We start from the raw sequence: 18,248 nt of genomic DNA, 5'->3' as shown, positions 1-18,248 counted from the left end.
TTACAATTCATTTTGGGCGAGAATTTTTTTATGGTAACTCATTAGTATAAGGACGGGGTCAATTTCTTCTTTTTGCAACTGTCGCTTCAAGGACAAACCAGCTTTTGCATTTTCATAATAAAAATAAGGAGATTCATCATTAGACGTAATGGCCGTTTCAGCCAGTTGACCGTAACAAATCAAATAATGTTTTTGTTTCGTTTCGTCCGCTGCCAGAGGTAAATGGAAAGTGATTTTAGGCGTCCTTAGAAATAGTTTCTGCGCCTGTATTCTTTTAATGAAAGCTGTGGATAACTCAATATCTTGTTGAATTTGGGCAGCTTTTTCAAAATTCAATTGTTCGATAAAATGATTTTGCCTTTTCTTCAAGTAAGTGATTAGTTTTTTATTGCGCCCTTGCAACAGATTTTGAATCTCTTTTTTCTTTTGTTCAAATGACAACTGATTCATTTCCGGTAATTGTGTATTTAAAGCTAAAAGGCTGATTTCAGATAGCCACGGCATCTGATAGGTTTCTTCAATGATGCGTAAAATAGCCGGCATTTTTTTGTAAAGTCGAAAGGGACCGTAAGTACGGGCAAGTGGCATATCCGAAAGGGAAAAACCATTATTTGTAATATGTAAATAATTATAGTTACTAAAATAGTTCATTTGACGGTTGTAAAAAGGGCGGTAGTACTGGATTAATTGACATTCTAACAATAGTGCATCTAATTCAGTATCCACGACGACAAAATCAAAGTCAGCGATATGATGAATCAATCGGCGAACTTTTTTTGAATGTTGTTTACTATGACGAAAATAACTACTTACACGATTTTTTAATTGTTTCGCTTTTCCAACGTAAATCACAGTTCCGGTATGATCTTTCATCAAGTATACCCCAGGAAGCAAGGGGAGTTTTTTTACTTTTTCTTTCAACGTTCTTTCTCCTTTTTTATCAAAAAATACTATATCAAATTTACGGCAAAGGAACAACCTTTTCGTTTGCTGAGTCTTAAGTAAAAATAGTTTGATAATCAAAATATTTATTTGAGAAATATTTTTAATGTTTAAATGGGTGATTGCTGATTTAATAGGATTTTAAAATGAATTTTTTCTTAGAAAAAGTTCATAATCGAAAAAAATGAGCTTTTTAGGTTGCATTTTGAAAAAAGTTAAGATATAGTTTGAACATCAAATGATTTGATAATCAAACTAATTAGTGGATGGTGGAACATGGAACCAGATTTGAAAACAGTAAATGATTATCTTGTTAGTGTCTTCAATGATATTTTGACAATCGAAGAATCTGAATTAAAAAAATCTCAGTTCAAAGATTTGTCAATTACAGAGATGCATACGATCGAGGCAATCGGTATGTACAAGAAAAAAACGACTTCAGAAGTAGCCAAAGAACTGTCGATTACTGTTGGGACCTTGACCACTGCTATCAATAAGTTAGTAAAGAAAGACTATGTTGAACGCATTCGAAGTGAAGATGATCGACGAGTGGTGAAATTAGGACTGACAAAAAAAGGCAAACTTTTATATCGTGTCCATCAGCACTTTCATCGTGAAATGGTCAAAAATATCTTGGATGGCATGGCTACCGACGAACAGCAAGCTTTACTGGCTGCATTGAAAAACTTGCATGATTTTTTGCGAGATTACAAGTGAGGATTTTTAATGGAACAATTTGGAACGATCACAGCAACAGCTAGTGTCCTTCCCGAAAAAATCATTACCAATGATGATCTTTCCAAAATGATGGACACTTCAGATGAATGGATTTCATCGCGAACAGGTATCAAACAAAGGCGTTGCGTCACAGATCAAGAAACTTCTGATCTTTGCTATTTAGTAGCAGAAAAGCTCATCAAAAAAAAGAACATCGATCCGACAGAACTTGACTTCATTCTTGTAGCAACCATGTCTCCTGATTTTACGACACCCTCTGTGGCTGTCCAGGTTCAAGGTAAACTTGGTGCAACAAATGCAATTGCATTTGATCTTAGTGCAGCATGTTCAGGCTTTGTTTATGCTTTAAGCATGGCAGAGAAAATGATTCGGTGCGGTTCAAATAAAGGATTAGTGATTGGTGGCGAGACATTATCCAAATTAATCGATTGGTCTGATCGTTCAACGGCTGTCCTGTTTGGTGATGGTGCTGGTGGTGTGTTACTTGAAGCTGGTACTGAGCAGAAAATAATTGCAGAACATCTGGAAGCAGATGGCACTCGAGGATCGTCACTCACAGCTGGCTATCATTCGAACGGATCACCGGTGTATGTAAAGGATGCAAAAGGCTCTTTTTATTTATCAATGATAGGAAGAGATATCTTTGATTTTGCTGTAAGAGACGTTGCAAAAAACATTAAAGACATCACTCAAAATGTGTCAGTTGATTATCTGCTTTTACATCAAGCAAATCTTAGAATCATTGAGAAAATTGCACGCAAGGTAAAAATACCGCAAGAAAAATTCTTAACCAATATGGATAAATACGGAAATACCTCTGCTGCAAGTATTCCAATCCTATTAGATGAAGCGGTAGCTAGTGGGCAAATCACTTTAGGAAAAAAACAAAAAGTAGTATTTACAGGTTACGGTGGAGGTTTAACATGGGGAAGTATCCTCATGGAACTGTAAGCTGATAAAACATAAAATTGTAAACAATATCGGAGGAATATATAGTATGGTATTCGAAAAAATTCAAGAAATTATTGCAGAAGAGTTAGGAAAAGAAACAGAAGAAATCAAATTAACAACAAACATCCAAGAAGACTTAGAAGCTGATAGCTTGGATTTATTCCAAATCATTAATGAAATCGAAGACGAATTTGACGTGAAAATCGAAACAGAAGACGGCATCAAAACAGTTCAAGATTTAGTAACTTATGTTGAAAAACAAACTGCATAATCATTAAGATTAGGTTGGGGGCTGGGACATTTTCCTTAAATAGGAGTGTCTTGGTCCTTTTTAATAAATCAAGACATGAGCATATATCCTAAAAATATTGGAGAAAATACATGAAGACAGCATTTATATTTAGCGGACAAGGCGCTCAGTATCCAGGCATGGGACAAGATCTCTATCAAGAAACTATCGTCAAAGAAACGTTTAATGAAGCAAGTGATATTCTAGGCTATGATATGGCGGAATTGTGTTTTTCAGAAAATGAACGACTCAATCAAACCGCTTATACGCAACCAGCAATCTTAACGGTCAGCATTGCTTTTTATCGTTTGTTGAAAGAAAGAGGGATTACACCTCAAGCTGCTCTAGGATTAAGTTTAGGCGAATATTCCGCTTTAGTAGCTAGTGGAGCTTTGTCATTTAGTGAAGCAGTCGCTTTAGTGGCAAAACGAGGGGCTTTTATGACTGAGGCTGCACCACTTGGTAGTGGGAAAATGGTAGCTGTTATGAATGCACCTGTAGAAGTGATTGAAGAAAGCTGTTTGGAAGCTCAACGATTAGGAATTGTTTCTCCTGCAAATTATAATACACCCCAACAAATCGTAATTGGCGGTGAAGAACAAGCAGTGGATGAAGCAGTAAGAATTATGCAAGAAAAAGGCATCAAACGAATGATTCCACTTAATGTGAGTGGTCCGTTTCATACAGCAATCTTAGCGCCAGCAGCAAAAAAATTAGCCGTTGAGCTAAAAACGATCACTTTTAATGAGCCAGCAATCCCTGTCATCAGTAATACGACAACTGAAATCATGAACAAAGATCGGATACCGACTCTGCTTGAACAACAAGTGATGAAGCCGGTACATTTTTATGAAAGCATCCATCAATTAAAAGAACTTGGTGTGGAACGTGTGATCGAAGTTGGTCCAGGTAAAGTATTAAGTGGCTTTATGAAGAAAATCGATAAAACGATTCCGGTTTTAAGAGTAGAAAATCAACAAACTTTAGAAGAAACAATGACAAGTATCGGAGGCATGTTATGGAGCTAACAGGAAAAAACGTATTTATTACAGGTAGCACAAGAGGAATTGGTGCCGCTGTGGCGCTAGCTTTTGCAAAAGCAGGCGCAAACATCGTTTTAAATGGACGAAAAGCAATTCCAGAAGAAAAAATCAATGAGATCAAAGATCAAGGTGTGAACTGCATCGGTGTTTCTGGCGATATCTCAGATTATGAAAAAGCTGGTTTGATGGTAGAAGAAGCAGAAAAACAATTAGGATCAATCGATATTCTAATCAATAATGCAGGGATTACGAACGATAAATTATTGATGCGCATGTCAGCAGAAGATTTTAAAGCTTGTTTAGATATCAACCTAACAGGAACATTCAATATGACACAACACGTTTTAAAGAAAATGATGAAAAAACGTGAAGGTGCAATTATCAACTTGTCAAGTGTTTCAGGCTTGATTGGTAACGTCGGACAAGCAAATTACGCAGCAAGCAAAGCTGGTGTCGTTGGTTTTACAAAATCTGTTGCTCGTGAGGCAGCTGCACGCGGTGTTACATGTAATGCCATTGCTCCTGGTTTTATCGCTACGGATATGACCGAAGTGTTATCTGATAAAGTCAAAGAGCAAGTAGTAAAACAAATTCCAATGCAACGTTTTGGCAGCGTGGAAGATGTTGCGAATGCTGCGATTTTCTTAGCAGAGAGTCCTTATATCACAGGACAGGTCATCAATGTTGATGGCGGTCTCGTGATGCACGGATAAAAAGGAGGAAAACAATAATGAATCGAGTAGTAATTACAGGCTATGGTGTCACTTCACCAATCGGTAATGATGCTGAAAGCTTTTTAGATAGTTTGCAAAAAGGAACGAATGGGATTGCCCCTATTACTAAATTTGATGCCACGGAAACTGGGATTACACTAGCAGGTGAAGTCAAGGATTTTCCATACGATAAATATTTTGTGAAAAAAGACAGCAAACGGATGGACATGTTCTCGATTTATGGGATCTATGCAGCACTAGAAGCATTAGGGATGAGCGGTCTAGATAAAGAGAAAATCGATCAAGATCGTTTTGGTGTCATTGTTGGTTCCGGTATCGGCGGACTGCCAACGATCGAAAACCAAGTGATCCGATTACACGAAAAAGGCGCGCAACGTGTCTCACCAATGTTTGTTCCAATGGCTATTGCAAATATGGCTGCCGGCAACATTGCACTACGTGTAGGTGCTAAAGGGATTTGTACAGCAATCGTTACTGCTTGTGCGAGTGGAACGAATGCTATTGGTGAAGCTTACCGCAATATCAAACATGGTTATTCAGATGTCATTCTAGCTGGTGGGGCAGAAGCAACAATTTGTGAAATGGGAATTGCCGGCTTTGCTGCACTAACAGCTCTATCGAATGCTGAAGACCCTACTCGTGGTTCGATTCCTTTTGATGAAGAACGTAACGGTTTTGTGATGGGCGAAGGAGCGGGTATCTTAGTGATCGAATCTTTAGAACATGCTCAAGCTCGTGGTGCAAAAATCTATGGAGAAATCGTTGGTTACGGCGCTAACTGTGATGCGTTCCATATGACTGCTCCTACACCAGATGGTTCAGGCGCTGCCAAAGCAATGAAATTAGCCATGGATGAAGCGGGTATTAAGCCAGAAGATGTTGGCTATATCAATGCCCATGGGACAAGTACACCCGCTAATGATCAAGCAGAAGCAAAAGCGATCCAACTGGCATTAGGTGATTCATTCAAAGAAACATATGTCAGCAGTACGAAATCCATGACTGGACACTTATTAGGTGCAGCTGGAGGGATTGAAGCGTTAGCTACTTTAATGGCGCTGGAACATCAATTTATTCCACCAAACATCAATGTCCAAAAACAAGATCCGGAAATTGACTTGAATGTTGTCATCAATGAAAGCAAACCAGCGCAATTGACTTATGCAATGAGCAATTCGTTAGGCTTTGGTGGTCACAATGCGGTCTTGTGTATGAAACGCTGGGAGGAATAATCTTGAATATCAATGAGATCAAGGAATTAGTCAGTCAATTCGATCAATCTACTTTAACTGAATTTGATTTAAGAGAAGGTCAATTTGAATTATATATGAATAAAAATGAATCTAGTCGTGGAATGGGAACAATGGCTCCAATGCCAGTAGCTACAGAAGCGCCTAGAGATACGGTAGTACCTCAAACACCAATCCAACAAACGCCAGTTAGTGAAGCACCTCAAGCATCTGTCGAAGCATCACAAGAAAGTTTCGAAGGTGTCGAGGTAAAATCACCGATTGTTGGAATCGTCTACTTACAACCTGCCCCTGATAAACCACAATTTAAGTCAGTGGGAGATAGTGTCAAAAAAGGTGAAGTGATTTGTATCATTGAAGCAATGAAATTGATGAATGAAATCACAAGCGAAGTCGATGGGAAAATCGTTGAGATTCTTGTTGAAAATGAAGCGGTTGTTGAATACGATCAACCACTATTTAGAATTCAACCAAATTAAGCAAAAGAGGAAAGAGGAGCAATATGAACATTCAAGAAATTAAAGAAATCATACCACATCGTTATCCGCTATTGCTGATTGATCGTGTCGAAGAAATGGTGGAAGGCGAACGAATCATTGCAAAGAAAAATGTGACGATCAACGAACCATTTTTCCAAGGTCACTTTCCAGAAGAACCTGTGATGCCAGGTGTCTTGATCGTTGAAGCGATGGCACAAGCAGGAGCAGTTGCGTTATTATCCTTGGAACAATTTAAAGGAAAGACTGCTTATTTTGGTGGTTTAGACAAAGCAAAATTCCGTCGAAAAGTCACTCCAGGGGATACACTGTATCTTGAAGTAGAAATTACGAAAATCAAATCTTCTGCTGGTATTGGTAAAGGAATTGCAAAAGTGGATGGCAAAAAAGTTGCTGAAGCTGAATTAACTTTTATGATTGGATAGGTGAGTTATGTTTTCAAAAGTTTTGATAGCTAATCGTGGCGAAATCGCCGTACGAATTATTCGCGCTTGTCGTGAGCTTGGTATTCAGACTGTTGCTGTTTACTCACAAGCAGATGCTGACGCATTGCATACTCAATTGGCAGATGAAGCAATTTGTATTGGTCCTGCAAAAGCGACGGACTCCTATTTGAATGTCCAAGCAGTTTTGAGTGCAGCCATCGTGACCAAAGCAGAAGCGATTCACCCAGGTTTTGGGTTCTTATCTGAAAATAGCCGTTTTGCTTCTATGTGTGAAGAATGTAATATTGCTTTTATTGGTCCAAAGAGTCGAACGATCGATGCGATGGGGAATAAAATCAATGCACGTCGCTTGATGCAAGAAGCCAATGTACCTGTTATTCCAGGAAGTGATGGCGTATTATCAACAGTTGAAGAAGCACTAACAGTAGCGGATAAGATTGGTTATCCGGTCATGCTTAAAGCTGCCGCTGGCGGTGGCGGAAAAGGGATTCGTAAAGTTTTATCAAAAGAAGAATTACCGCAACATTTTTCTTCTGCGCAGCAAGAAGCAGCAGCGGCTTTTGGAAATGATGAAATGTATTTAGAAAAAATCATTTATCCAGCAAGACATATTGAAGTACAGATCCTTGGTGATCATTATGGGCATGTCCTTCATTTAGGCGAACGAGATTGTTCTCTTCAACGAAATAATCAAAAAGTATTAGAAGAATCCCCTTCAGTGGTCATCTCTCAGAATAAAAGAGAAGAATTAGGAGCTGCGGCAGTTCGTGCAGCCAAAGCGGTTAATTATGAAAATGCTGGAACGATTGAATTTTTAATGGATGAAGCGGGAGAATTTTATTTCATGGAAATGAATACGCGGATCCAAGTCGAACATCCGGTAACTGAGATGGTTACAAACATTGACTTGGTAAAAAAACAAATTGAAATTGCTGCGGGGCAACCGTTGGAAATCAAACAAGAAGATGTGCGATTCTCTGGTCACGCCATTGAGTGTCGGATCAATGCAGAAAATCCAGCTTTTCATTTTGCACCATCACCTGGAACAATCAAAAACCTTTTGTTGCCAGCAGGAGGCATGGGTGTTCGAGTTGATAGTGCCGTTTATTCCGGCTATACGATTCCACCTTATTATGATTCAATGATCGCTAAGGTGATCGTTCATGCAGACACTCGCTTTGAGGCATTGATGAAAATGCAACGAGCGTTAAGCGAAGTGGTTACCGATGGAGTGATCACGAACGCGGAGTTCCAAATGGATTTAATCAGTCATCCAGCAGTCATCGCAGGGGACTATAGTACCGCCTTTTTACAAGAAGATTTTTTACCGAACTGGACACCTGAAACAGAGATAGGAGAAGAGTAGATGGCTTTATTCAAAAAGAAAAAATACATTCGAATTAATCCTAATCGAGCAGAACAACCAACGAATGCGCCGTCTATTCCAGATAATATGTGGGCTAAATGCCCTAATTGTAAACACATCATTTATACAAAAGATATTGGTGATGAGAAGGTTTGCCCTCATTGTAGTTATAACTTTCGTATTGGTGCTTGGCAACGATTAGCATTGATCATCGATGAAAAAAGTTTAGAAGAATGGGACACGGATTTAGTAACAAAAGATCCCTTGAACTTCCCTGATTATCAAGAAAAGATCCAAACTATGCAAGAAAAAACAGGATTGCATGAAGCGGTATTGACAGGAAAAGCAGCGATTCACGGTCTGCCATTTGCGATTGGTGTCATGGATTCTAATTTCATCATGGGCAGTATGGGAACCGTTGTAGGTGAGAAAATCACCTGTTTGTTTGAACGGGCTGAAAAAACTGGCTTACCCGTTGTCTTGTTCACTGCTTCTGGAGGAGCCAGAATGCAAGAAGGTATTTTTTCTTTGATGCAGATGGCAAAAATCTCAGCAGCTGTCAAACGTCATAGCAATGCCGGTTTGTTTTATCTAACAGTATTGACCGATCCAACTACAGGCGGCGTAACAGCGAGTTTTGCAATGGAAGGCGACGTGATCCTGGCTGAACCCCAAAGCTTGATTGGTTTTGCCGGTAGACGAGTGATCGAACAAACGATCAAACAAGAATTACCGGAAGATTTCCAAAAAGCAGAATTTCTACTTACCCATGGATTTGTTGATCAAATCGTTCCTAGAAAAGAACTAAAAGAAACGATCCATCATTTGTTGGAAATGCATACGCAGAAAGGTTGGATAAATCATGGATAAAACAGCACATGAGATCGTTCAACTGGCGCGTGAAAAGGATCGTTGGACGAGTCTTGATTTTTTTGAAGATATCTTTGAGGGGTTTCAAGAATTTCATGGCGATCGTTTATTTGGAGACGACGAAGCAGTCGTTGGTGGGGTTGCCAAATTAGATGGAAAACCTGTCACAGTTATTGGGATCCAAAAAGGACGAGACCTTCAAGAAAATATTCGCAGAAATTTTGGTTCGCCTCATCCAGAAGGCTATCGTAAAGCACTTCGTCTGATGAAACAGGCAGAAAAATTCCATCGTCCTATTATCACACTGATTAATACTGCTGGTGCCTATTGTGGTGTCGGTGCAGAAGAACGTGGTGAAGGAGAAGCGATTGCCAGAAACCTATTAGAGATGTCTGATCTAAAAGTACCGATCATTGCAATCATCATCGGTGAAGGTGGAAGCGGAGGAGCATTGGCTCTTGGCTTAGCTGATGAAGTTTGGATGCTTGAACAGACGATTTATGCTGTCTTATCTCCTGAAGGTTTTGCATCGATTTTGTGGAAAGATGGTAGTCGAGCAGCTGAAGCGGCTGAATTAATGAAAGTTGCGGCAGCTGAATTATTAGAATTAGATGTCATCGATCGTGTGATACCGGAAACAGTAAATGGGCAAGCTTTAAGTAAAGAAAAAGTCAGTCGAATGTTACAAAAATCATTGATTGAAAAATTGACCGAACTATGTCAAACTTCCACTGAAGAGTTGCTTGAACGACGTTATCAAAGATTCCGTAAATTTTAAACAGTTATAAAGAATAAAACAAACAGTTATGCACCAAATTGAATGAATAAAGCAATCGACCTACCCACCGTTTCCTGTTAGATGACAGGAGTAGCTTTGGAGGTCGATTGCTTTTTGAGTTTTTCGACTCTTTGTCATTAAGGACTGATGAATGGTGTGAAATCAAATCTGGGTCAGAATGAATCTCATTCTGTCTCAGATTTTTTTGTTAGTTCACGTTGATAGTTTTTTTATTAACCTGTCTGCTTTTTTAAAAAACATTGGAATACAAGGATTGGAGATTATCCTCTATCATTCATCAGAGATTTTATAAATGGGAATGCGATAATCGCTCTGTTGAATATAATCATGTGTCTACCATTTGGTTGGCATGAATATGGGCTCTATAATTTTTCAAGGAGACTGGGACAGAACTTGTCTCAGTCTCATCTAGTATCTCTAAAAAACAAATAAACATGAGACAAAAGCAGCGTCTTCGGAAAATCTGCTGAAATTTACCAAAAATTTGAGAAGCACCAAGTAGGTAACAATCAACAGCAAAAAACTAGTTTTTGTGTTTCTTGTCCATTTTTGGGAATCTCTTCTTATTTCTTGATGCTAACTACTTTTGTCTCCACTTCCTTTTTTGATATATTTAAATCTTTCTCCTGTCTAAAAGGTTGCAGGTTATTCTGCCACGTATGAACCTTTACATAAATCGTAACATGTAGATGAAAAATTTTTTCAGATGATAAGTAGTAGAGAAAGCTTGATTGATTTCCTCAATCAATGAAAAAAATACATACAACAAAACAGTTATGGTAAACGATCAAGATTCAAGAATATTAATTAGTTATATTGAGCGTTTACTCTTGATTAGAACAAGTAAAATAAAAGCTACAGGGGAGATGATCCATACGATTTTGTCAGCTTCGGTAACAAAATGGACATTGGAAAGAGATATCAATTGAAAACAGAGAAAACACCTAAAGCTGATGAAGTGGTATTGACGAGAAAGTAATGATCAAAAATAAGAGAAAAAAAGGAGTAAATATGAGTAAGAAAAAATTAACAGCAAAACGTAAAAAACAGCTATTAACGATGTTTGCGGTGGCTGGTGTGATGGGAAATGCTGGGATCGCACCAACGATGGCATTAGCGGATACTTTGTCACCAACAGCTGAAACTGCTACTGAACAAACACAGGCGAATGAAGCAAAAGAAGTCATCGATCAAACGATACAAAACGTCACAGAGCCGTTAGTAAACCCAACGGATTCAACCACTACAACTAGTGATTCATTAGCAACAACTGATGAAGCAACGGATGAAACAACGGATGACATCCAAGACCAAGCAACAGAACAAGAACAAGCAACAGCAGCGACTGCCGAAAGTGAAGGGGATGCAACTAATCCAACAGCTGAAGCGCCAAAAGTAGCGCAAAAAGCGAACGTGGCAGCAGCTTCTAAGATAACAGGCACGTGGGGTACCAGTCCGTATACTTTTGATGAAAATACAGGGGTATTGACGATCGGAGCAGGTGAGTTAAGTGGCTATAAAGAATCACCATGGAACAGTAAAAAAGTAGATGCTAAAGCAATCAAGAAAATTGTCTTGTCTGGAAAAGTAGTTGCTCCGGAAGATTCTAGACGCCTATTTTCTTATTCGTACCTTATAAATGTAACTGAAATCGAAGGATTGAGTCAACTGGATACCAGTAACGTAACAAATATGGAGTATATGTTTCACGGTATGCGCAGCGTAACAAGTCTAGATGTAAGTGGTTTTGATACCAGTAACGTAACAAATATGGATGCTATGTTTTACAGTATGAGCAACGTAACAAGTCTAGATGTAAGTGGCTTCGATACCAGTAAAGTAACAGAAATGGCGTTTATGTTTGACAGTATGAGTAGATTAACAAGTCTAGATTTAAATAGCTTTGATACCAGTAAAGTAACAGTTATGGATTCTATGTTTTTCGGTATGCAAAGTTTAACCAGTCTAGATATAAAGTGGCTTTGATACCAGTAACGTAGCATATATGGGTGATATGTTTCGCCGTATGAGCAGTTTAACAAGTCTAGATTTAAGCAACTTTGACACTAGCAAAGTGACAGATATGGGTGGTATGTTTGCTGATACTCCACTTAAGAAATTAATTCTAGGAGATACCTTTAAATTTGTAGAATCAGACTCCGAAAATGCAAAACTTACTTCTGCCTGGAAGCGAGCAGATGGTAAAGGGAAGGTTTATACAGCAGCAGATTTCATGAATAACTATGGCACCGGTGACTTGACTGCTGGCACGTACGTTTCTGCTACAGGTTGGTGGGGTACCAGTCCGTATAATTTTGATGAAAACACAGGGACATTGACGATCGAAGCAGGTGAGTTAAGTGGCTATGAAAAATCACCATGGAACAGCGGAACAGTGGATTATGAAGCAATCAAAAAAATTGTCTTGTCTGGGAAAGTAGTGGCTCCAAAATATTCTGGCTATTTGTTTAGTTCAACTTACACTGGTAAGCAACTTAAGAATGTAACTGAAATCGAAGGGTTGAGTCAACTAGATACCAGTAACGTAACAGATATGCGTTGTATGTTTTCCGATATGCGTAGCGTAATAAATCTAGATGTAAGTGGGTTTGATACCAGTAATGTAACAGGTATGTATACGATGTTTCAAGGTTTAAGTCGCGTAACAAGTCTAGATTTAAGCAACTTTGACACCCACAAAGTGACAGATATGCGTGATATGTTTGTTGATACTCCACTTAAGAAATTAATTCTAGGAGATACCTTTAAATTTGTAGAATCAGGCTCCGAAAATGCAAAACTTACTTCTGCCTGGAAGCGAGAAGATGGCACAGGGAAGGTTTATACAGCAGAAGATTTCATGAAAAACTATGGCACCGGTGATCTGACTGCTGGCACGTATGTTTCCGTTGAAACAGGCACGTGGGGCACTAGTCCGTATATGTTTGATGAAAATACAGGGGTATTGACGATCGAAGCAGGTGAATTAAGTAGCTCTGCAGAATCACCTTGGAACAGCGACAAAGTAGATAGTGAAGCCATCAAGAAAATTGTCTTGGCTGGAAAAGTAGTTGCTCCGGAAGATTCTGCCTACTTATTTAGTAGTGATCTTACCGGATCCAAGTATCTTAATAATTTAACTGAAATTGAAGGGTTAAATCAACTGGATACTAGTAACGTAACAAACATGAGCTATATGTTTAAAGAGATGAGTAACTTAACAAGTTTAGATGTAAGTAGCTTTGACACCAGCAAAGTAACAGATATGTCTTATATGTTTTATAGGAACGGCGTAACAAGTTTAGATGTAAGTGGCTTTGATACCAGTAAAGTCACAGTTATGAGTTATATGTTTCTGGGTATGAAAAACATAACAAATTTGGATGTAAATGGTTGGAATACTAGTAACGTGACAAGTATGCATGGTATGTTTTCCGGTATGAGTAGCGTAACAAGTCTAGATTTAAGTGGTTTTGATACTTGTAACGTAACAACTATGCGCGAGATGTTTAGAGAGATGGGGAACTTAACAAGCCTAGATCTAAGTGGCTTTGATACTAGTAATGTAACAGATATGAGTACAATGTTTTACGATATGGATAACTTAACAAGTCTAGATGTAAGTAGCTTTGACACTAGCAAAGTAACAACGATGGGAAGTATGTTTAAGAATACACCTCTTGCTAAATTAACACTAGGCGATCACTTTAAGGCGGTTGGAGACACTGGTTTATCAGCACCGAAAGCACTGAACGATGGAGATCAGCTGACAGGAAATTGGATTCGTGAAGATGGTCAGTCCAAAGGCTATTCACCTGCTGACTTTATGGCAAATTACGGCACTGGTGATTTAACGGCAGGAACTTATGTGGCAGAACTAGTGAAAAGTGAGTTGAAACCACAAGAATATCATGTAGGAGATGTCAATATTACTGGAACCTACACAGGGGATATGTCTCTCGGACGATTAACCGTTAATGGCAAAGTTGTCAGCTGGGGCGGTAGCTTCAAAGATGGTCAATTCAGTTATTATGTCGGTGTTGGAAAATTAAAAGTCGGCGACAAAGTCGTATTAGATGGCTACAACAAAGAGAAGGAACTGATAGATTCCAAAGAGATTGAAGTGATTTCCGAATCTTCAGGATCAATTGATCAGGTGGACATTTATAAGCTAGGTGATTCAACCATTACTGGAACTTACACGGGGGATATCCATAAAGGAAAACTAGTAGTGAATGGAGAAGTCGTTAGTTGGGGCGGAACCTATAAAGATGGCAAGTTTAGCTATTATGTGAACTCTCAAATCATCAAAGCAGGGGATCAAGCAACGATTCAAGGCTATGATAAATTCGATACACCACTAGGTGATCCACAACCGGTAACTATAGGAGAACAACTGGGTCAATTAACAGAAGCCCATCGTGTGGGAATCAGTACAGTGATCGAAGGAAGCTACACCGGCGATGTTTACCAAGGAATCTTATTGGTCAATGGCGAAAAAGTTAGTCAAGGCGGTAGCTTCAAAGATGGCAAGTTCAGTTATTATGTAGGAAACCTTAAAGTATCAGAAGACGATCAGGTAGTCTTGATGGGTGCCAACAATCGAGGACAACAAATTCCAGGATCAGAGATTGGGGTCACTATTCAAACACCAACAGCTGAAATCAACGAATTGACTTATAAAATCGGCACACAAACGATCAAAGGAGCCTATGGTTCTGATACCCAAGTCCACCAAGGACACTTGTTTGTCAATGGTAAACTGATCAGTAAAGGTGGGAGCTTTAAGGATGGGGCAATCAGTTATTATGTGAAGCCAGATCTAATCAAAGCTGATGATCAAGTGACAATGAATTTCTATGATGGAAGTGGCAACTTATTGGCTGAAAACCAAACAGTTTCTGTTAATTAAGGAAAAAACAAATTAATGTAAGTCTAAAAACTGGGGCATTGATTAGAAAAAATCTGATCAATGTCTCAGTTTTCTTGATTTAAGATACGCTCAAAATTCAAACAGGTTGAGCTAAATGATGAATACCGGAATGTGTACAGAGGTTTATATTTAGTAAAATAAGATCTGTTTAGAGACCATACGATGATTCTAAGATTATTTAGAATTAATCAGTTGCATAATTAGTTGGTCAAACAAGCTGATTGAGAATTACTTAGAATAGGAAACTTAGTTGAGCACAGAAGGGGTTGAAACAAACATGTTTAGTATCAAGTAATTCCGACTAATTTTCCGAAGATGCTGCTTTTGTCTCCGTTTCTTTTCTTTGGATAAGTGCAAGGTTCTACTAGCATTCCTATAGTGTGAATGAATTTTGCGCAAACAATCCAACTGCAGACTAGAATACACTCAGAGTGAACGGCGGTTAAAATGGACTAGATTCCCGCTGTTTTTGTTATCAAAATAAGGATTCTAATGTGAGTGTAGATAGGATCTAGAAGACAATAATCTAACTGATTTTAATCCTATTATCAGTAGAACAATGAAAAATACTAGTAATCAGACATGGAATTTGATTCCCAGATCTAATTGAACTCTGATAAATATTATTTGCACATAAAGAGTGTTTCGCATCAAGAAGTAGAATTTCCAAAATTTCCTTCTTGAATGTTTGATGACTTTTATCTTCTTGCGGGAGATTAACTAACCTTATCTGTGGTTACACCTGTAAAAGAGCTAAGATGACTTTTTCGTTCTTAGCTCTTTTTCATTTTATTGAAAACCATTCTAAAATAATTATTCTTTTATTTGTTTTATATACAGTATATTCGCCTTAAAATACATTTTTTTAAATAAATATACAAAAAATGCTTTTTTTTTGAAAGTTTCATGCTATAATTACTTCACTTAATACAAAAGTTTTATCGTAGGAGGAAAATGACATGAAAAAATTCTTTGGGATGTTAACGGTACTGTTTGCACTAGCGACTTTAGGTGCATGTGGCAGCAGCAATACGACTGCTCAAGGTCAGGAAAAGGATCAGTTAGCAGCGATTAAAAAAAGCGGGGTACTAAAAGTAGCTACGTCGGCTGATTACGCGCCGTTTGAGTTTCATACGATGGTTGACGGGAAAGATAAAATCGTAGGATCTGATATTGACTTAGCTAAAGCAATCGCGAAAGAAATAGGAGTAAAAGCTGAAGTATCAGATATGAATTTCAATACCGTTTTAGCTTCCTTAAAAGAAGGGAAAGCAGATCTCGCTATTTCTGCGATTTCTGCCACAGATGAAAGAAAACAACAATTTGACTTCACAGACAATTATTACAACCCACCACAAGTTGTGATCATCAACAAAAAAAATAAAGAAATCTATCGCAATGCGAATGACCTAAAAGATAAAAATGTGGGTGCTCAAAAGGGATCAATTCAAGAGGAATTAGTCAAGACGCAACTGAAAGGTGCGAAGCTTGTGACAATCGACAAAGTTCCCAACATGATCGTTGAAGTTAACCAAGGCTCATTAGCTGCGACAGTCGTTGAAAAAACGATCGCCGAATCATATATCGCCCAAAATCCTGATCTGATGATCGCTGATATTTCACTTGAGCCAGCTCCTGATGAAGCCTTTGCTATTGCGTTACCTAAAGAAAGCAGTCAACTACAAAAAGAATTAAACCAAATTATCAAAAAGTTGAATGATGAAGGGAAAATTGAAGAATTTATTCAACAAAATAACGAATTAGCTGAAAAAACAGCGGCAGAATAGAGGTCAGGCAGAGTGGATTTTTCTTTTTTAGATAAATATTTCCCTTATTTTTTATCAGGTACAGGAATAACAATCATGATTTCGATCGTCACAGTGATCTTGGGAACGGGTATCGGTTTACTTATGGCGTTACTAAAATTGTCCAAAAAGAAACCGTTGAATGTTTTAGCTAATGTCTATATCGAAGTGTTACGAGGAACACCGATGCTTCTACAAATCATGATCGGCTTTTTATTGCTTCAAGGATTTTTTCCTTCAAAAGATCTAGAAGTAGGTGTTTTAACTGTTGATCTTGGCCGCCTGCTTCCAGGAATGATCGTGTTATCATTAAATTCCGGTGCCTATGTGGCAGAGATCATCCGTGGGGGGATCCTGGCAGTGAACAACGGTCAAACAGAAGCCTCCTATTCATTAGGGTTGCGTCCAGCTCAAACGATGCGTTACGTGATTTTACCACAAGCATTAAGAAATATTTTGCCTCCTTTAGGCAATGAATTTATTACGTTGATCAAAGATTCTTCCCTGTTGACTGCGATCGGAATCAATGAACTGATGGGAGCGGCGCAAATCGTCATATCCAATTCGTATGTTCCATTAGAGCCTTATTTTATAGCAGCAGCCGTTTATTTCATCATGACGTTTGCTACTTCTCGGTTACTAAATCGCTGGGAGAAAAGATTAGGTAAAGGATACCAAGGATGAAGGGTGAAAATAAATGGCCAAATCATTGATCAAAATTACACATTTAAATAAAAAATTCGGTGAACAGGAAGTACTGAAAGACGTTTCCGCTGAAATTTATCCAGGAGAAGTCGTGGTACTTTTAGGACCATCAGGCTCGGGAAAAAGCACTTTACTAAGATGCATCAACTTATTAGAGATACCAACTTCTGGTGAAATCAAGTTTGAAGGAATGACAATTACCGACAAGCAAAATGATATTTTTAAAACAAGAGAAAAAATGGGAATGGTTTTCCAACAGTTTAATCTATTCCCTAATATGACGGTTTTAGAAAACATCACTTTGTCACCAATCAAAGTCAAAAAGCAATCAAAAGAAGAAGAAACAAAGATTGCTAGAGATCTGCTAAAGAAAGTAGGTCTGCTAGAAAAAGCCGATACTTATCCTCAGTCTTTATCTGGGGGACAACAACAACGGGTCGCCATTGCGAGAGCTTTAGCCATGCAACCCGACGTCATGCTATTTGATGAGCCGACTTCAGCTCTTGATCCGGAAATGGTCGGAGAAGTGTTAGAAATCATGTTGCAATTAGCTCGTGAAGGGATGACTATGATCATTGTGACTCACGAAATAGGCTTTGCAAAAGAAGTCAGTGATCGAGTTCTATTTATGGATGGAGGAACCATTCTTGAAGAAGGTACACCGACGGCTATTTTTGAACAAACCAGTCATCCACGAACAGTCGCATTTTTATCCAAAATATTATAAAAGTCAGTAACATCCAAAGAATAAAAAATCGAATGAAAACTCTCGAAACAGTTTCTCGTGTTTGGAGAGTTTTTATTTTATCAGTGTAGTCAGACGGATGATTTCTTCTCTTTTAAAAGTGTTTGGTGACTTCGGTCTGTTCATCATTTCAGG

At 38.4% G+C, this 18,248-nt stretch carries 18 protein-coding genes; 17 read left to right on the top strand and 1 reads right to left on the bottom strand.

Annotated elements, in window-relative coordinates; all coding sequences use genetic code 11:
* Positions 1–873: a GIY-YIG nuclease family protein gene (locus AB3H93_RS12885; protein ID WP_088766128.1), complete on the bottom strand. Its 873-nt coding sequence runs from the start codon at positions 871–873 to the stop codon at positions 1–3.
* A gap of 345 nt (positions 874–1,218) precedes the next feature.
* On the opposite strand from AB3H93_RS12885, the gene AB3H93_RS12880 reads away from it, so the two are divergent.
* The 17 genes from AB3H93_RS12880 (at position 1,219) to AB3H93_RS12800 (ending at position 18,095) form a co-directional block, all read left to right on the top strand.
* A complete protein-coding gene (locus AB3H93_RS12880; RefSeq protein ID WP_010719678.1) occupies positions 1,219–1,659 on the top strand; it encodes a MarR family winged helix-turn-helix transcriptional regulator in 441 nt (146 codons plus the stop codon).
* Between the two features lie 9 nt (positions 1,660–1,668).
* Positions 1,669–2,631, top strand: coding sequence for a beta-ketoacyl-ACP synthase III (locus tag AB3H93_RS12875; protein ID WP_010738138.1), 963 nt, complete (start codon positions 1,669–1,671; stop codon positions 2,629–2,631).
* 46 nt (positions 2,632–2,677) lie between these two features.
* Positions 2,678–2,902, top strand: a complete 225-nt coding sequence (locus AB3H93_RS12870) for an acyl carrier protein (RefSeq protein WP_005876288.1) — start codon at positions 2,678–2,680, stop codon at positions 2,900–2,902.
* Positions 2,903–3,012: 110 nt separating this feature from the next.
* Complete coding sequence (gene fabD / locus AB3H93_RS12865; protein ID WP_368020665.1) at positions 3,013–3,948, top strand: ACP S-malonyltransferase; 936 nt, start codon at positions 3,013–3,015, stop codon at positions 3,946–3,948.
* Positions 3,939–4,676, top strand: a complete 738-nt coding sequence (gene fabG / locus AB3H93_RS12860) for a 3-oxoacyl-[acyl-carrier-protein] reductase (protein WP_368020664.1) — start codon at positions 3,939–3,941, stop codon at positions 4,674–4,676. Before fabD ends, fabG begins: the two co-directional genes overlap by 10 nt.
* Before the next feature lie 17 nt (positions 4,677–4,693).
* On the top strand, positions 4,694–5,929 hold the full coding sequence (gene fabF / locus AB3H93_RS12855; RefSeq protein WP_010719674.1) for a beta-ketoacyl-ACP synthase II: 1,236 nt from the start codon (positions 4,694–4,696) through the stop codon (positions 5,927–5,929).
* Between the two features lie 2 nt (positions 5,930–5,931).
* Entirely contained in the window at positions 5,932–6,426 is a 495-nt protein-coding gene (gene accB / locus AB3H93_RS12850) for an acetyl-CoA carboxylase biotin carboxyl carrier protein (protein WP_010738136.1), read from the top strand.
* 23 nt (positions 6,427–6,449) lie between these two features.
* Positions 6,450–6,869 carry a 3-hydroxyacyl-ACP dehydratase FabZ gene (gene fabZ / locus AB3H93_RS12845; protein WP_010719672.1) on the top strand — a complete coding sequence of 140 codons (420 nt, stop codon included), beginning with the start codon at positions 6,450–6,452 and terminating at the stop codon, positions 6,867–6,869.
* Positions 6,870–6,876: 7 nt separating this feature from the next.
* Positions 6,877–8,256, top strand: a complete 1,380-nt coding sequence (locus AB3H93_RS12840) for an acetyl-CoA carboxylase biotin carboxylase subunit (protein ID WP_010738135.1) — start codon at positions 6,877–6,879, stop codon at positions 8,254–8,256.
* Positions 8,257–9,126 carry an acetyl-CoA carboxylase, carboxyltransferase subunit beta gene (gene accD / locus AB3H93_RS12835; protein ID WP_368020663.1) on the top strand — a complete coding sequence of 290 codons (870 nt, stop codon included), beginning with the start codon at positions 8,257–8,259 and terminating at the stop codon, positions 9,124–9,126.
* On the top strand, positions 9,119–9,904 hold the full coding sequence (locus AB3H93_RS12830) for an acetyl-CoA carboxylase carboxyl transferase subunit alpha (RefSeq protein ID WP_010738133.1): 786 nt from the start codon (positions 9,119–9,121) through the stop codon (positions 9,902–9,904). Before accD ends, AB3H93_RS12830 begins: the two co-directional genes overlap by 8 nt.
* A 752-nt stretch (positions 9,905–10,656) precedes the next feature.
* Complete coding sequence (locus tag AB3H93_RS12825; protein ID WP_014834757.1) at positions 10,657–10,854, top strand: hypothetical protein; 198 nt, start codon at positions 10,657–10,659, stop codon at positions 10,852–10,854.
* 82 nt (positions 10,855–10,936) lie between these two features.
* Positions 10,937–11,911: a BspA family leucine-rich repeat surface protein gene (locus AB3H93_RS12820; protein ID WP_368020662.1), complete on the top strand. Its 975-nt coding sequence runs from the start codon at positions 10,937–10,939 to the stop codon at positions 11,909–11,911.
* A gap of 40 nt (positions 11,912–11,951) precedes the next feature.
* Entirely contained in the window at positions 11,952–14,837 is a 2,886-nt protein-coding gene (locus tag AB3H93_RS12815; protein WP_368020661.1) for an immunoglobulin-like domain-containing protein, read from the top strand.
* 980 nt (positions 14,838–15,817) lie between these two features.
* Positions 15,818–16,645, top strand: a complete 828-nt coding sequence (locus tag AB3H93_RS12810; protein WP_368020660.1) for a transporter substrate-binding domain-containing protein — start codon at positions 15,818–15,820, stop codon at positions 16,643–16,645.
* Positions 16,646–16,657: 12 nt separating this feature from the next.
* Entirely contained in the window at positions 16,658–17,347 is a 690-nt protein-coding gene (locus tag AB3H93_RS12805) for an amino acid ABC transporter permease (protein ID WP_094940885.1), read from the top strand.
* A gap of 13 nt (positions 17,348–17,360) precedes the next feature.
* A complete protein-coding gene (locus AB3H93_RS12800; RefSeq protein ID WP_368020659.1) occupies positions 17,361–18,095 on the top strand; it encodes an amino acid ABC transporter ATP-binding protein in 735 nt (244 codons plus the stop codon).
* The last annotated feature ends 153 nt before the right edge of the window (positions 18,096–18,248 follow it).

This window comes from Enterococcus sp. C74, assembly GCF_040887125.1.
Lineage (GTDB): Bacteria > Bacillota > Bacilli > Lactobacillales > Enterococcaceae > Enterococcus_B > Enterococcus_B hirae.
The sequence above is the reverse complement of the archived record's forward strand: the minus strand, read 5'-3'. Positions and strand labels throughout refer to the sequence as shown.

Bases quoted from the DNA above. Each gene is read 5' to 3' on its own strand.
- AB3H93_RS12885 (WP_088766128.1), bottom strand. From the start codon at position 873: ATGAAAGATCATACCGGAACTGTGATTTACGTTGGAAAAGCGAAACAA.
- AB3H93_RS12880 (WP_010719678.1), top strand. From the start codon at position 1,219: ATGGAACCAGATTTGAAAACAGTAAATGATTATCTTGTTAGTGTCTTC.
- AB3H93_RS12875 (WP_010738138.1), top strand. From the start codon at position 1,669: ATGGAACAATTTGGAACGATCACAGCAACAGCTAGTGTCCTTCCCGAA.
- AB3H93_RS12870 (WP_005876288.1), top strand. From the start codon at position 2,678: ATGGTATTCGAAAAAATTCAAGAAATTATTGCAGAAGAGTTAGGAAAA.
- fabD (WP_368020665.1), top strand. From the start codon at position 3,013: ATGAAGACAGCATTTATATTTAGCGGACAAGGCGCTCAGTATCCAGGC.
- fabG (WP_368020664.1), top strand. From the start codon at position 3,939: ATGGAGCTAACAGGAAAAAACGTATTTATTACAGGTAGCACAAGAGGA.
- fabF (WP_010719674.1), top strand. From the start codon at position 4,694: ATGAATCGAGTAGTAATTACAGGCTATGGTGTCACTTCACCAATCGGT.
- fabZ (WP_010719672.1), top strand. From the start codon at position 6,450: ATGAACATTCAAGAAATTAAAGAAATCATACCACATCGTTATCCGCTA.
- AB3H93_RS12840 (WP_010738135.1), top strand. From the start codon at position 6,877: ATGTTTTCAAAAGTTTTGATAGCTAATCGTGGCGAAATCGCCGTACGA.
- accD (WP_368020663.1), top strand. From the start codon at position 8,257: ATGGCTTTATTCAAAAAGAAAAAATACATTCGAATTAATCCTAATCGA.
- AB3H93_RS12830 (WP_010738133.1), top strand. From the start codon at position 9,119: ATGGATAAAACAGCACATGAGATCGTTCAACTGGCGCGTGAAAAGGAT.
- AB3H93_RS12820 (WP_368020662.1), top strand. From the start codon at position 10,937: ATGAGTAAGAAAAAATTAACAGCAAAACGTAAAAAACAGCTATTAACG.
- AB3H93_RS12815 (WP_368020661.1), top strand. From the start codon at position 11,952: ATGAGCAGTTTAACAAGTCTAGATTTAAGCAACTTTGACACTAGCAAA.
- AB3H93_RS12810 (WP_368020660.1), top strand. From the start codon at position 15,818: ATGAAAAAATTCTTTGGGATGTTAACGGTACTGTTTGCACTAGCGACT.
- AB3H93_RS12800 (WP_368020659.1), top strand. From the start codon at position 17,361: ATGGCCAAATCATTGATCAAAATTACACATTTAAATAAAAAATTCGGT.